The sequence below is a fragment of the Microbacterium luteum genome, from assembly GCF_015277875.1.
Lineage (GTDB): Bacteria > Actinomycetota > Actinomycetes > Actinomycetales > Microbacteriaceae > Microbacterium > Microbacterium luteum.
The window spans coordinates 369286-382659 of sequence record NZ_CP063814.1 but is presented as its reverse complement, the minus strand read 5'-3'; the positions used below and the strand labels follow the sequence as shown (position 1 = coordinate 382659).

Genomic DNA, 13374 nt, shown 5'->3' with positions numbered 1-13374 from the left:
CCATGTTCATGTACTTCCCCACCAACTACGTCTGGAGCATGTCGGTGGTCGCCACGCTCAACAACGGCGGCTACATCGACGAGGTCGACCGGGCGTGCAAGCCCGTCCTGCTCGCATCTCAGAACGGCGACGACGCCGGCACCGAAGAGCTGTACGCGTCGTGGTCGGCCGTAGCGGACCGGCTCATCGCGAAGGCACAGGACGACGCGGCGCGCGGCCGTCGCATCGGCGCGGGCGAGACGTACTACCGCGCATCGCTGTACACGTCGCAGGCCGAGCGGCTGCAGTCGCCGAAATGGGAGGGACGGAACGCCGCATATCAGAAATCGATCGACCTGCTGCTCAAGCACGTCGAGCTGTCGAGCGTGCCGTTGACCGCAGTCGACATCCCCTACGCACCGGCGGACGAGGGCGTGGACTCCGCCCTGCCGGCCTACTTCTATCGCGCCCGGGGAGAAGGCCCGCATCCCGTCGTCATCCAGTGGAACGGCCTGGATTCGACCAAGGAGATGATGTACTACTCGCAGTTCCCGCAGATGCTCGCCGAGCGCGGCGTATCGACCCTCATGGTCGATACGCCCGGGTCCGGCGAAGCGCTGCGCCTTCGCGGTCTGACCGCCCGTCATGACACCGAGGTGTGGGCCGGCGCGATCATCGACTGGCTCGAGGCGAACACGGCCGATCTGGGCATCGACCCGGAGCAGATCGGCATCGTCGGCTGGTCGCTCGGCGGCTACTACGCGCCGCGCGCGCTCGCGTTCGAGAAGCGGCTCAAGCTGGGCGTCGCCTGGGGCGCCAACCACAACTGGGCCGAAGTCCAGGAGGGGCGCCGTCAGCGCGAGGGTGAGAACCCCGTGCCGCACTATTGGGACCACGTCTTCTGGGTATGGGGGGCGACCGACATGGACGACTTCATCGAGAAGACGAAGGGGATGCACCTGAACGGCGTCGCCTCTGAGATCACCGCGCCCGTGCTGATCACGCACGGCGTCGGAGACCGTCAGATCAACGTCAAGTACGCGCACCAGAGTTACGAGGAGGCCGTGAACAGTCCCAAGCGCGAACTGCGGCTGTTCGACGACCCCGAGGGCGGCACGGAGCACATCTCGATCGACAACATGCCCTACGTCGCCGGCATCATCGCCGACTGGGTGGCCGAGACGTTCGCCGAAGGCGCGTGAGGCGGCGAGACGGATGACGCGACGCGCCGTGAATCCCGCAACTCTCCTGTCACCTCCTGGACCGTACTCTCAGGTGGTGCGCTCGACCGACGTGGCATTCGTCTCAGGACAAGTCGGCGCCGGGATTGACGGCGAGCTTGTCGGCCCCGGCATCGTGGAGCAGACCGTCCAGGCGGTGTCGAACATCGGCTCGGCGCTGACCGCGGTGGGGCTCGAACTGGCGGATGTCGTCAAGCTGACGATCTTCTTGGCATACGCGGACGACTTGGACGACCTCGTGCCATACATGGATGCGGCGTTCCCTGCGCTGTTCACGAAGGGGCTTCCCGCCAGCTCGCTCGTCTTCGTCAATCGGCTCTTCGACCCGTCACTGCGCATCGAGATCGAGGCGATCGCGCACCGGTAAGTCGTAAATCGCTGGCGGGCGCTCCCGACGTGCCAGTCAACCGAGCACCGAGCCTCCGCCGTCGACTACGAGGTTCACCCCCGTGATCCACGTCGCCTCGTCGGAGGCCAGGAAGACCGCCGCGTTCACGATGTCGTCCGGTCGACCGACGCGGCGGAGCGGGATGCGATCCCAGGTCTCCTTGATCGCTGGGGGCGGATTGTCTACGAGGAACTTGGTCGCGGGGGTCTCGATGAAACCCGGCGAGATGCACACGGCGCGGATGCCGTGCGGGCCGCCTTCGACGGCGAGTTGCTGAGTGAGGTTGATGACGCCGGCCTTCGCGGCGCCGTGCACGTTCTGCGGCATGAACTCCACCCCGCGAGTGCCTGCGATCGAGCCGATGTTCACGATCGTGCCGCCGCGACGCTTGAGGTGCTTCCAGGCCGCGCGGACGGCGTAGAAGACGATGCTCAGTTCGCCGCGCACGTTGAGCTCCCAGTCGTCCACCGCGAGTTCGTCGATGGGCGCGAAGCGCTGGATGCCGGCGTTGTTGTAGAGGATGTCGATGCCGCCGTAAACGGCCGCCGCGTCGTCGATCCAGCGTGCGGTCGTTTCGGCGTCGCTGAGATCGACGGGAGCATGGCCGGTGATCTCGCCGCCTTCGCCGCGGACGATCCGCACCGTCTCCTCGAGGCCTTCGGCATTCACGTCGCATCCGACGACCCTCGCACCCTCTGCCGCGAAGCGGCGCGCGGCTTCTCGGCCCATGCCACCGCCGATGCCGGTGATGACGGCGATCTTGTCCTGCAGGCGTCCCATGCTTCTCCTCCTCGAGTCTCTCCATCATCGCGAAAACGAACCATGCGAACCGTCCCGACGGCAGATGTCTGGTATCAATCCTGTGGTGTGCTGCGGAATCAGTGGCCTGCCTAGTCTCGGTCCAAGGCGGAGCGATCCACCCGCATGACTCTTGAGGAGATCGATGATGGCCCGAAAGCTGACCTTCGACGGACGCCTGGTGCTGCCTTCCGACTCCGATTGGGAGGATGCCCGCGTCGGTCGCGTCTTCAACGGTCGGCGTCCCGACCGCCAGCCCGCTGCGGTGTTGATCGCCAAGTCGGTCGACGACGTGCAGAAGGGCGTCCGCCTCGCGAACGAGAACGGATGGACGGTCGCCATCCGTTCGGGCGGGCACTCCTGGGCCGCGTGGAGCGTGCGGGACGGCGGGCTGCTCATCGACCTTGGCGCGTTGCGCGAGATATCACTCGACGAGGCGAGTGGAATCGTTTCGGCCGGTCCAGCCACGAAGGGCGGCGACGAGTTGTCGCCCTATCTGGAGGAGCGCGGCCGGTTCTTCAACGGAGGTCACTGCCCGTCGGTGGGCATCGGCGGATTCCTGTTGCAGGGCGGACAGGGCTGGAACCAGCGGGGCTGGGGATGGGCGGCGGAGTCGGTCGTCGCCGTGGACGTCGTCACCGCCGATGGCGATCTCGTCCGCTGCGATGCGGACCAGAACACCGATCTCTACTGGGCTGCACGCGGCGCGGGTCCGGCCTTCCCGGGGATCGTCGTCCGATTCCACCTCGACACGCGCCCGCTCTTCAGGCATCTCGCCCACACAGTTCAGGCCTACGAACTCGAGGACTTCACCGAGGTGATGACCTGGCTCTACGAGGCACATCACCGCATCCCGGACAACGTCGAGATCGTCGCGATCTCGACACCGGTACCTCTTCCCGACGGGACGGAGCGCCGCGTCTTCCTGGTCACGGGTGCGAGTTTCGACGACGATGAGCTGCACGCCCGCGCATCCCTCGCGGAATTCAACACGTGCCCGGTCATCGACCGGGCACTCTTCGTGCAGGACGCCGCCCCGTCGACGCTCGCCGAGCATCGCGCGCAGCAGGAGCTGCAGAATCCCGAGCACTGGCAGTACATCTGCGACAACGCCTGGATCGACGCAGAGAACTCTCTGGAAGGCGTTGCCGCGATGGTCGAGGGAATCCGACCGTTGTTCACGACGAACCCGACCGAGAAGGGCTTCGCGATCTGGATGAGCAACGCCCCTCGCCGGCCGCTGCCGGACATGGCGTTCTCGCTACACACGGATGCCTACGTCGCCGCCTACACCGTGTACGAGGATCCCGCCGAGTTCGCGCGCAACCGCGCCTGGGTGGACGAGGTGTTCGCACACGCTCAGCCGGTGACGGCAGGCCAGTACCTGGGCGACAGCGACATGACCAATCGTCAGCTGCGGTTCATGGCGCCGGAGAACTGGGAGAGACTGCAGCAGATCATCGCAGAGCGGGACCCGGAGGGCCGCTTCCACCGCTACCTCGCGGCTGACCACGCGACGCTCAACGTCAACCACTGGGAGCTCAGCAAAGCGTGAGCCACGCTAAGACCGGTGCTAACACCCCCGGCGCAGCGGCAACCCCGTCTCGCGGACGACGAGCGACAGCGCACCACCGTCGGGAACGGCATCCGAGCGGCTCATGCTGAAATACGCGGCGAGGATGTGACGTTGCGTGGCGATCCTCGCAGCGCCGACGTCGCCATCCCGGCAGGCTTCGATGATCGCTCGATGGTGGGGGTCGGCGAGTCCGTCGGCAGCGGGGAAGTGCAGCCGCATCCGATCCGCTTCAGCGTTGAGTCCCTCGATGAGGCGGACGAGCGTCGGTGCGCCTGCGGCGGCATAGAGCACCCCGTGGAACTGCGCATTGAGTTCGTTGAAGATGCCCGACGCATAGCCGGCCTCATGAGCCCGGATTTCGATCGTGTCCTGCAGTTCGGCCATCCGCGCGACACCGGCCTCGTCGATGCGCGCGGCACCCAGTTCTGCAGCGAGGCCCTCCAGTTGGATGCGGAGCGCCGTCACCTCTTCGAGCCGATCAGCATCGACACCGGTCACGATCGTGCCCCGGTACGGTACGCGCTCGACCATCCCCGTGCTGGCCAGCTGGAGAACCGCTTCCCGCACCGGCGTGCGCGAGACGTCGAGTTCGCGTGCCACATGATCGATCTCGATGCGTTCCCCGGGCTGGAGCTCTCCGGCGACGATCCGCGCATGCAGGATTCGGTAAACCTCGTCGGCCACTCGTCGGGCACCGCGCGGTGGTAACAGCGGGGTGCTCACGACGACACTGTAACCGGCCTCGCCCCGGCATGGGCGATCAAGCCGTGGATCTCCGCTCGAAGTGCGAGGAACTCCGGTGTCGCCTTCGTCGCGATCTGATCTCGCGGGGCACCCAGCGGCACAGGCACAGTTGCGGTCACCGTAGCCGGGCTGCCGGAGAGAACGATGACCTTGTCCGAAAGATACACCGACTCGTCGATGTCATGCGTGACGAGCACGATCGTCACGCCCAGCCTGTCGCGCAGATCGAGCATCAGATCCTCGAGGTCTGCCCTGGTCTGCGCATCGACCGAGGCGAACGGCTCATCCATGATCAAGACTTCCGGACGATATGCGAGCGACCGGGCAATGGCAACCCGCTGCTGCATCCCACCGGACATCTGCCAGGGGTACAGCCTGCCCGCATCGGGAAGTCCGACATCGACAAGTGCCTGCTGGATACGTTCTGAACGCTCAGCCTTCGACAGTCGACTGCGCAACAGCGGAAGTTCCACGTTCGCGGCGACCCGCATCCAGGGCATCAGCGACCGGCTGTAGTCCTGGAAGACCACGGCCATCTCCGAGGGCGGCTCTGTGACTTCTCGGCCGTCGAGCAGCACGCGCCCGCCGTCTGCAGGGCCGAGTTGCGCAAGAGCCCGGAGCAGCGTGGTCTTCCCGGCGCCGGACGGCCCGACGATGCAGACGAACTCGCCGGCGGCGGCGGTGAAGGTGACGTCGCGTAGGACCTCCTTCGGACCGAAGCTCTTCTGGAGGTGTTCGACGGACAAGATGATGCGCTGTTGGCTTTGCATGACTTGGGATTGTCCTTTCAGCTGCGCGACAGGCGATGCCAAGCGAGCACGGCGTGCTCGATCCTGGCGAAGATGACATTGAGGAGATAACCGATGATGCCGAGCAGGATCATGCCCGACCACATCTCCGGCAGCGAGAACTGACGCTGGGACTCAAGGATGAAGTAGCCCATACCCCGCGAGGATCCGAGCAGTTCGCTGGCGACCATGAGGACGACGGCGACGGCGAGGCTGGCACGGATGCCGGTGAAGATCTGCGGGCTCGCCGCAGGGAGCACGAGGCGGAAGATCCAGGTTGTCCAGCGCAGACGTGTCGATTTCGCGACATCGACGACCGAGGGGTTGATCGCCCGCACGCCGTCCATCGTGTTGAGCAGGATCGGCCAGATGGCACCGAGCACGATGATCGCGACTCGCATCTCCAGTCCGATGCCGATCAATTGGATCGCGAGCGGGAGCAGTGCCACGGCGGGCAGATAGCGAAGGAACTGCAGCACGGGGCTCACCATCTCGCTCGCGAACTTCGAAAGTCCGAGCGCGACTCCGATCGCGATGCCCAGGACGATTGACACTCCGAGGCCGACGAGGATGGCGACGATGCTCGGCACGACATGCACGGGCACCAGGTCGAAGACCCATAGATCGACGAAGACGCCCAGTATCTGGGAAAGCGGGGGGAAGTAGAACGACTCGGCGTTCTCGGTGGCGACCCACCAGAGGGCGACGGCGATCACAGGGAGGACGAGGGCGAGAGAGCCCCGACGCAGAGTGCGCATCAGTGCACCTCCCCGCGGAACGACGGATGCCAGTGTAGGGCAGCGCGCTCGATCGCGACGAAGATCGCGTTCAGCGCGATTCCGAGCACACCGCTGAGGACGATGTATGCGTACATCTTCGCAATGGCCCCACCGAGCTGGGCGAGAACGATCTGCTGCCCTATCCCGGGAGCCGCGATCACGATCTGGACGCTCAGGGTGAGTAGTAGGCAGATCGCGGCCGCCAGGCGCAGCCCGGTCGCGATGTACGGCGCCGCAGTCGGCAGGATGAGCCGGAGGATGACGTCTGAACGGCGGACTCGAAAAGATCGGAAGACGTCGCGGGCGACCGGATCTACATCCCGGACACCGTAGATCACCTGCAGCAGCACTGCCCAGACAGCGGCGAATGTCGCCAAGATGACCGTGCTCTCCATGCCCGTGCCGAACATGAGGACTACTAGCGGGATCAATGCCAGCGCGGGAATCGTGCGGCAGAAGTCCAGCAGGAAGACCGACATCCGGTAGGCGAGATCGCTGGCGCCGAGGGGGAAACCGAGAACGAGCCCGAGCATCGACGCGAGGATGAAGCTCACTGCCCAGGCGCCGAGCGTGATCGCCACCGGCATCCATACTGAACCGTCGACGAAGACCCCGATGAGGGCCTGAGCGACGTCTACCGGCGTCGGCACGGCACCGAGCGTTCCGGCAGAGGCGGCGATCTGCCACGCGATCACGATGGCGGCGATGAATCCGATCTTCGCGATCAGGTGACCCGATGTCGCAGAGTACGTCGATGTGTTCCGCCGCGCGCGGCCTTTCAATGCGGTCACTGCTGCCACAACAGCTCCGACGCGTCGTAGGACTCGGCGATGAAGCCTTGATCGAGCATCGTGTCCGCGTAGTACTGCAGATCACCGGAGGAGATCGAAGAGTCGAAGACCGGCAGCAGACTCTTGGCGAGGACTTCCGGATCCGTCTCAGTGTACGTGCCCATGATCTCGCGCACAGCATCGGGGTTCTCCGCCGCATAGGCGACGGCCTTCTCGATGGCCCTCACGAAACCGGCCGCGGTATCGGCGTTCTGGGACACGAACGCGTCCGCAGCGATCCAGGTGGTTCCCACTTCGCCCGCCAAGCCGTCGAGGAACGGCTGCCCGATCACCGACAGGCCTGCTTCTTTGACCTGGCTGAGGAACGGATCGACGACGACTGCAGCGTCAACGCGGTCCGACTGAAGAGCCGGCACCATGTCCGGGTAGGAGATCTCCACGAAATCGACGGTCGACGGGTCGACGCCGACCTTTTCTAGGGCGACGCGTGTCGCGAGTTCCGGTGCGGACTTCAGACCGACCACTGCGACAGTCGCGCCGCCGAGATCCGCCATATCGGTGATTCCGCTCCCTGCGGATGCGACCAGAGCGGCGGCGTCCGTCGCCGTCGCGTCCGGGTTGTAGTGGTCGTTGGCGGCGACCACCCGCACAGGCAGACCTTTGGATGCAGCGGTGATGGTGGGCACAGCAGACACGAGAGCGAACTGCAACTCGTCGTTGATCAGCGACGGGATCGCAGCTGCCGCAGCCTGGATCGTCGTCGGGGTGACTTTCAAGCCCTCGTCCTCGAAAAAGCCTTCTTGAATCGCGAGGTACACCGGGGCCGCGTTCGCGATCGGCGTCATGCCGACAGCGATGCTGGTGAGCTCGGCTTCACCATCAGCACTCGACTGGCTGCTACTACCTGCGCATGAGGTCAGCATCAGTGCGGCAGCAGCCACGATGGCTCCGAGACTGAATGGGCGCGAGATCAACATCTGGGTCTCCCTACTTCTTTGGAGGGTCTAATGCGGAAGGATTATCGAATATCCAACGTCCTTCATCCGACTTCGGCAACGCTGCAGATCCGATACCACCCATCGAGAAGCGGCATAGTGCGCAGTCGCGCCGCAGCCGGGAGGGCGCGAAACACAGCTGGGAGAGACATCACATCGGGGCGGCCTTCTTCCCCGCGTCGGGCTCAGGGCCGGGATCCTATTGCTCCTGCCATTTCCACTACCGCCGGGACAGTGATGCCCAGCGTCATCTTGCTCGTGTCGAGCGGCCGGTCCGCCCGGAGACTAGACGATGAGCGTTCGGTCCCCTTGAGGCTGGGGCCTTGATTCGCGTAAGCGGGTTGCCAGCCGTTGGGAGGGCTGGTCAATTCGACAGGCGAATGGAGGCCCCAGTTGAGTTCTCAGCGGAGAAGCGTTGGGCTGAATGTGCACTCTGGAGCGTGGCGGCGGCCGGGATCGATGAACGGGCCGGGGAAGTGATCCGGCGACGATTCGGATATGAACCTGCGGGCGTGGTGTCGTGGGTGATTTGCGCTGCCGCAACCCGCGGCGGCGGCGCACGAGGCCGGTCCGACGGGGTTCGCGTTGGCGAGGCTATTCGCTGCGGCGGGCATCACGTTCCTGGTCGCGGCTCCGTCGAAGCTGCAGCGTACGACCGGTGATCGGGTAAAGGCAATGCTCGGGACGCGTCGCACTTGGCTCGCCTGCTGCGGCTGGACGAGATCGTAGCGGTGCGTGTGCCGTCGCTGGCGCAGGAGACCGCTCGAGATCTGGTTCGTGCGTGGGAAGACAATCGGGGCGAACTGATGGCGGCACGGCACCGGCTGTCGAAGCTGCTGCTGCGGCACGGGATCATGTACGACGGCAAGCGGGCCTGGACGGGTGCCCACGACGCTTGGCTGCGACGTCACCGATTCGAGCAGCCCGCGTCCCACGCCGACTACGAGGCCGTCCAGCAGGTCGGCGCCCGCAAGGACCGGCTCGACACGCTCATCGAACAGACGGCCGCGACCAGCGAATATGCGAATACCGTCACGCGTCTGGGATGTATACGAGGCATATCGACGTTGACCGCGTTTGCATTGGCGGTCGAGATCGGCGACTGGGAGAGATTCACCGGGTCAAGCATCGGCGCGTTCACCGGCCTCATGCCGCCGGAGTACTCATCCGGTCAGTCTCGGGTGCAGGGATTGATTACGAAGACCGGCAACACCCACGCCCGCCGACTGCTGGTCGAAGCAGCCTGGCATCACCGCGAACCTAACGGCCCGGCGCGGTCATGCAGGCCCGGTGGGCGCAAGCATCCCGGATGGCCGTCGCCCGCGGCGATGCCGGCAACCGACGGCCGCATCGCAAGTGGCACGGTCCACCGCCCGCCACAAGTGGAGATTCCCGTGACGGTGTCGGCCGGGTCCTCAAGCTCACGAGACAGTCCTACTACCGGTGGAGAGGCGACCGGGTCCGCGACGCGGACGTGCTCCGCGCGTATCGGATCAACGCGCTCCACGACGACCCGACGTTCGGATACCGCTACCTCGCCGACGAAGCCCGCCGGGCGGGCTGGCGGATGAGCAGGCGCACGGCGTGGAGGCTGTGCTCGCAGGCCGGGATCCTCTCGTCCGCGCAACGCCGGCGGCGCGGGAAGGGGAAGAAGGCCGGCCCTCCTTCCCCGTGATTCAACTGATGCGGTCTTCGGAGACCATCGCCCCATAGACCTCGTCGAAGTGCGCGGCGATCTCTCCCATTGTCAATCCTCGCGCAGTCAGCGACAACCACGATCTGGTCGACTCCGTCGCCGCTTGCGCTTGGGGACGATCACCGGTTCGGACGACCCACCGCGATCCCTCGGGACCTCGATCTCAAACAGCCCGATCGCGGTGAGCACGGTCTTCGTCCGGTTGCCGTTGCGAATCTTCTCACCCAGCGCTGTCCCGCTGTGCTCATTGCCGGAGATGTCAGGGCTCGCCTGCGTGGTTTCCCGGGACGTTCTTCGTGAACTGGCTGAGCAGCCCACCCGGCCCCGTCGGACTCACGCTCTGTTCCTTCGCCTGCGCGGGCAAACGCTCCGCAAGCTCCTTCTGATCGACGATCTCCCCGTCGCCGTTCGCGATCGCCGACTCGGAGAGAATCCCGTCCGCGGCATCAAACTGCCACGGAAACAGCCGAAGCGACGCGTGTACCTGAGTCATCGACAAGTAGAACTCCTGGCAAGTGAGTCCCGCCATCCCGAAATCGTCACGTTCCTCGGGTATACCGGGCTCCGGTGGGGCGAGGCGACCGGGCTGCGGGTCGGTGACGTGGATTTCCTTCGACGGCGGGTGCACGTTCAGGAGAACGCCGTCATGGTCAATGGCACGGTTCGGACAGGAACACCAAAGTCACACGCGAGCCGTTCGGTCCCCTACCCAGACTTCCTCGACTCGCCGATCCGACTCAACGCTCGAGGCAAGAGCTCAGATCAACTCCTTTTTGGAGGTGGCGATGAGCACATGAAGCTCCCCAGCTCACAAGATGGCTGGTTCGCGGCTGCCGTACGAAGGTGCCGGAAAGCGGACCCAGACTTCCCCCAGATCTCTCCGCACGATCTCCGTCACACGGCTGCGAGCCTGGCCATCAGCGCCGGAGCCAAACGTCAAGGCAGTTCAACGAATGCTCGGGCACGCGAGTGCTGCGATGACCCTCGACACCTACGCCGACCTATTCGACGATGATCTCGACTACGTCGCTGAAGCACTCAGCCGCGCCCGCGGCCAGCAGCAGTCGCGGCGGCTCTAGGTGTACTGACCCGGATCGTTGTTGACGTAGGAGAGGCCTCCGGGGTCGAGTTGGAGCTGTCTAGTTCCCCGGCTCTTTCCCACGGAGGCCTCTCATGTCCCACGGTAATGCCCGGCTTGCTCCGGCCGGCAGGTTGATCCTCGTTCAGCGCATCCAGTCCGGGCGTGCGGTCGCGCACGTCGCCGCTGAGATGGGAATCTCACGCACGACCGCGTGGCGGTGGTGGCGCAGGTTCAGAGAGCACGGCTCTGCCGGTCTCGTTGACCGGTCCAGCGTCGCCCATTCCCACCCTCACCGGACGGCGGCGTGCGTCGAGGCGCGCGTGCGAATCATGCGTCACCTCACCCGCCGCGGCCCGGTGTTCATCGCCGACGAGCTCGGATTACAGGCCTCGACGGTGGGGCGGGTGCTGCGCCGCCACCGGGCCCCGCTGCTGCGAGAGCTGGACCCGGTCACCGGGACGGTGATCCGAGCGACGCGGCGGTCTGCGCAGCGTTACGAGCACGACCATCCCGGCGCCCTCATCCACGTTGACGTGAAGAAGCTCGGCCGCATCCCGGACGGCGGCGGCTGGCGTTTGCACGGTCGCAGCGAACGTCCGAAGCACAAGCGGGGCCTGGGCTACGACTACGTCCACACCGTCATCGACGACCACTCCAGAGTCGCTTACGCCGAGATCCACAGCGACGAGAAAGGCGCCACCGCCGCCGGTGTGCTCGACCGCGCCATCGGCTTCTACGCCGATCTCGGGGTCAGAGTCGAACGAGTGATCAGCGACAACGCATTCGCCTACCGGCACTCGACCGCGTTCCGCGCGGTCATCAACGCACACGGGATCACACAGAAGTTCATCCGCCCGCACTGCCCATGGACAAACGGGAAGGTCGAGCGTCTGAACCGCACCCTCGCGGCCGAGTGGGCATACGCCCGCCCTTGGACCTCCAACGATGACCGAGCCGCCGCCTTGACGGCCTGGATCGACCACTACAACCTAGAAAGGCGACACCTCGGCATCGGAGGCAAGTCCCCCATCGACCGAATCAACAACGGTCGAGGTCAGTACATCTAGACTCCGGTCGGCGCACGCATCGCCGAGCACTCAGATCGGTTCACGCAGGGCGCCACAACAGGTGAGCTAACCGTTCCCGACGACGACGAAACCACGTCACGGGAACGGTTTTACTCATTCCTTACCCACATGGCGTCGTCAACGAAAACGAGACCCCCGCCATCCCGGTGTTTTCAAGGGATCTGCGGGGGTCTCAGCTGGCGGTGACGGTGGGATTTGAACCCACGGTAGGGGTGAACCTACACAACATTTCGAGTGTTGCACCTTCGGCCGCTCGGACACGTCACCGCCGACCAGTTTACGACAGGTTCACCTCACTGGCCAATCGAGCCGGCGAGCGACCGGTCCCGCGGGCAACGACGGCTTGCTTCGATGTCGAGAGACCCCCTCCCCACCGCTCACCGAGCCCCGCCATACTGGCCTCATGAGCGTGATCGAGAACTCGAAACTCACCGTCGTCGGCGCGGGCAGTGTCGGTGCGAGCACGGCCTACGCGGCCCTCATCCGAGGGTCCGCCCGACACGTCGCCCTCTACGACATCAACGCCGCCAAGGTCGAAGCGGAAGTGCTCGACCTCGCCCACGGCACGCAGTTCACCGGCTCGAGCGACATCGTCGGCTCCGACGACGTCTCCGTGGTCGAGGGCTCCCAGGTCGTCGTGATCACCGCGGGCGCCAAGCAGAACCCCGGCCAGACGCGCATCGAGCTCGCCGGCGTGAACGCCGGGATCATGCAGAAGATGATGCCGCAGCTGCTCGAGGTCGCCCCCGACGCCGTCTATGTCGTCGTCACCAACCCGTGCGACGTGCTCACGGTGCTCGCGCAGGAGTCCACGGGGCTCCCGTCCGAGCGATTGTTCGCCTCCGGCACCGTTCTCGACACCTCGCGCCTGCGCTGGAAGCTCGCCGAGCGCGCGGGGGTCTCGCGGTCGAGCGTCCACGCCTATATCGTCGGCGAGCACGGTGACACCGAGTTCCCGCTGTGGTCGAAGGCCACCATCGGCACGGTGCCGATCCTCGACTGGGTCACCCCTCGTGGCGACAAGATGACCGTCGACGAACTCGACCAGATCGCCGACGACGTGCGAAACGCCGCCTATAAGGTGATCCAGGGCAAGGGCGCCACCAACTACGCCATCGGCCTGTCCAGCGCCCGCATCGTCGAGGCGATCCTCAACGACGAGCACGCCGTCATGCCCGTCTCCCCCGTCCTGCACGACTTCCACGGCGTCGACGGGGTCGCCCTGTCGGTTCCGTCCGTCGTGAGCGCATCCGGTGCGCGCCCCATCCGCGAGACGACGTTCGCGCCGAACGAACTCGAGCTGTTCCACCGTTCCGCCGAAGCGCTTCGCGACGTGGCGTCGTCGCTGCGCTGATCACACTCCCGGATGCCGTGCCGCGACGAGGTCTGCACTCCCGCCGGCGGTGCGGCATCCGGTGCTCCGTGTGCCG

14 protein-coding genes, 1 tRNA gene and 1 pseudogene are annotated in these 13374 nt (G+C 65.6%); 8 read left to right on the top strand and 8 right to left on the bottom strand.

The annotated features are described in order from the left end of the window. The first annotated feature begins 2 nt into the window (after nucleotides 1-2). Both IM777_RS01840 and IM777_RS01835 read left to right on the top strand, forming a co-directional pair. Nucleotides 3-1181, top strand: coding sequence for an alpha/beta hydrolase family protein (locus IM777_RS01840; RefSeq protein WP_194384410.1), 1179 nt, complete (start codon nucleotides 3-5; stop codon nucleotides 1179-1181). 13 nt (nucleotides 1182-1194) lie between these two features. Further along, nucleotides 1195-1587 (top strand): RidA family protein, encoded by a 393-nt coding sequence (locus IM777_RS01835; RefSeq protein ID WP_228480904.1) that lies wholly within the window; start codon nucleotides 1195-1197, stop codon nucleotides 1585-1587. A gap of 36 nt (nucleotides 1588-1623) precedes the next feature. Here IM777_RS01835 and IM777_RS01830 read toward each other — a convergent pair whose 3' ends face one another. Further along, nucleotides 1624-2388 (bottom strand): SDR family NAD(P)-dependent oxidoreductase, encoded by a 765-nt coding sequence (locus IM777_RS01830; RefSeq protein WP_194384408.1) that lies wholly within the window; start codon nucleotides 2386-2388, stop codon nucleotides 1624-1626. Nucleotides 2389-2551: 163 nt separating this feature from the next. On the opposite strand from IM777_RS01830, the gene IM777_RS01825 reads away from it, so the two are divergent. Then, nucleotides 2552-3961, top strand: a complete 1410-nt coding sequence (locus IM777_RS01825) for an FAD-binding oxidoreductase (RefSeq protein ID WP_194384407.1) — start codon at nucleotides 2552-2554, stop codon at nucleotides 3959-3961. An 18-nt stretch (nucleotides 3962-3979) separates the two neighbouring features. Here IM777_RS01825 and IM777_RS01820 read toward each other — a convergent pair whose 3' ends face one another. The 5 genes from IM777_RS01820 to IM777_RS01800 are packed head-to-tail and all read right to left on the bottom strand — an operon-like array spanning nucleotide 3980 to nucleotide 8025. Further along, entirely contained in the window at nucleotides 3980-4705 is a 726-nt protein-coding gene (locus IM777_RS01820) for a GntR family transcriptional regulator (RefSeq protein ID WP_194384406.1), read from the bottom strand. Then, entirely contained in the window at nucleotides 4702-5496 is a 795-nt protein-coding gene (locus IM777_RS01815; protein WP_194384405.1) for an ABC transporter ATP-binding protein, read from the bottom strand. The genes IM777_RS01820 and IM777_RS01815 overlap by 4 nt, the downstream gene beginning before the upstream one ends. 17 nt (nucleotides 5497-5513) lie before the next feature. Further along, nucleotides 5514-6272 (bottom strand): ABC transporter permease, encoded by a 759-nt coding sequence (locus IM777_RS01810; protein WP_194384404.1) that lies wholly within the window; start codon nucleotides 6270-6272, stop codon nucleotides 5514-5516. Then, nucleotides 6272-7093 carry an ABC transporter permease gene (locus IM777_RS01805; RefSeq protein WP_194384403.1) on the bottom strand — a complete coding sequence of 274 codons (822 nt, stop codon included), beginning with the start codon at nucleotides 7091-7093 and terminating at the stop codon, nucleotides 6272-6274. The genes IM777_RS01810 and IM777_RS01805 overlap by 1 nt, the downstream gene beginning before the upstream one ends. Continuing rightward, nucleotides 7081-8025 carry an ABC transporter substrate-binding protein gene (locus tag IM777_RS01800; RefSeq protein ID WP_194384402.1) on the bottom strand — a complete coding sequence of 315 codons (945 nt, stop codon included), beginning with the start codon at nucleotides 8023-8025 and terminating at the stop codon, nucleotides 7081-7083. Before IM777_RS01800 ends, IM777_RS01805 begins: the two co-directional genes overlap by 13 nt. A 749-nt stretch (nucleotides 8026-8774) precedes the next feature. On the opposite strand from IM777_RS01800, the gene IM777_RS01795 reads away from it, so the two are divergent. Next, complete coding sequence (locus tag IM777_RS01795) at nucleotides 8775-9650, top strand: transposase (protein ID WP_194384401.1); 876 nt, start codon at nucleotides 8775-8777, stop codon at nucleotides 9648-9650. Further along, nucleotides 9554-9754 (top strand): IS3 family transposase, encoded by a 201-nt coding sequence (locus tag IM777_RS17540; RefSeq protein WP_390178876.1) that lies wholly within the window; start codon nucleotides 9554-9556, stop codon nucleotides 9752-9754. The genes IM777_RS01795 and IM777_RS17540 overlap by 97 nt, the downstream gene beginning before the upstream one ends. 4 nt (nucleotides 9755-9758) lie before the next feature. Here IM777_RS17540 and IM777_RS17535 read toward each other — a convergent pair. After that, nucleotides 9759-10190: pseudogene (locus IM777_RS17535) on the bottom strand (transposase); the annotation flags it as partial. A gap of 63 nt (nucleotides 10191-10253) precedes the next feature. Between IM777_RS17535 and IM777_RS01785 the strand changes: the two are divergent. Continuing rightward, complete coding sequence (locus IM777_RS01785; RefSeq protein WP_228480903.1) at nucleotides 10254-10790, top strand: tyrosine-type recombinase/integrase; 537 nt, start codon at nucleotides 10254-10256, stop codon at nucleotides 10788-10790. Nucleotides 10791-10948: 158 nt separating this feature from the next. Next, nucleotides 10949-11923 carry an IS481 family transposase gene (locus IM777_RS01780; RefSeq protein WP_194384399.1) on the top strand — a complete coding sequence of 325 codons (975 nt, stop codon included), beginning with the start codon at nucleotides 10949-10951 and terminating at the stop codon, nucleotides 11921-11923. Between the two features lie 198 nt (nucleotides 11924-12121). On the opposite strand, the gene IM777_RS01775 is transcribed toward IM777_RS01780, so the two are convergent. After that, nucleotides 12122-12211: transfer RNA gene (locus tag IM777_RS01775), tRNA-Ser, on the bottom strand. A gap of 136 nt (nucleotides 12212-12347) precedes the next feature. Here IM777_RS01775 and IM777_RS01770 point away from each other — a divergent pair. After that, nucleotides 12348-13298, top strand: coding sequence for an L-lactate dehydrogenase (locus IM777_RS01770; protein WP_194384398.1), 951 nt, complete (start codon nucleotides 12348-12350; stop codon nucleotides 13296-13298). Nucleotides 13299-13374: the final 76 nt, after the last annotated feature.

Coding starts and splice junctions, on each gene's coding strand:
- IM777_RS01840 (WP_194384410.1), top strand. CDS start 3: ATGTTCATGTACTTCCCCACCAACTACGTCTGGAGCATGTCGGTGGTC.
- IM777_RS01830 (WP_194384408.1), bottom strand. CDS start 2,388: ATGGGACGCCTGCAGGACAAGATCGCCGTCATCACCGGCATCGGCGGT.
- IM777_RS01825 (WP_194384407.1), top strand. CDS start 2,552: ATGATGGCCCGAAAGCTGACCTTCGACGGACGCCTGGTGCTGCCTTCC.
- IM777_RS01780 (WP_194384399.1), top strand. CDS start 10,949: ATGTCCCACGGTAATGCCCGGCTTGCTCCGGCCGGCAGGTTGATCCTC.
- IM777_RS01815 (WP_194384405.1), bottom strand. CDS start 5,496: ATGCAAAGCCAACAGCGCATCATCTTGTCCGTCGAACACCTCCAGAAG.
- IM777_RS01770 (WP_194384398.1), top strand. CDS start 12,348: ATGAGCGTGATCGAGAACTCGAAACTCACCGTCGTCGGCGCGGGCAGT.
- IM777_RS01835 (WP_228480904.1), top strand. CDS start 1,195: ATGACGCGACGCGCCGTGAATCCCGCAACTCTCCTGTCACCTCCTGGA.
- IM777_RS01810 (WP_194384404.1), bottom strand. CDS start 6,272: ATGCGCACTCTGCGTCGGGGCTCTCTCGCCCTCGTCCTCCCTGTGATC.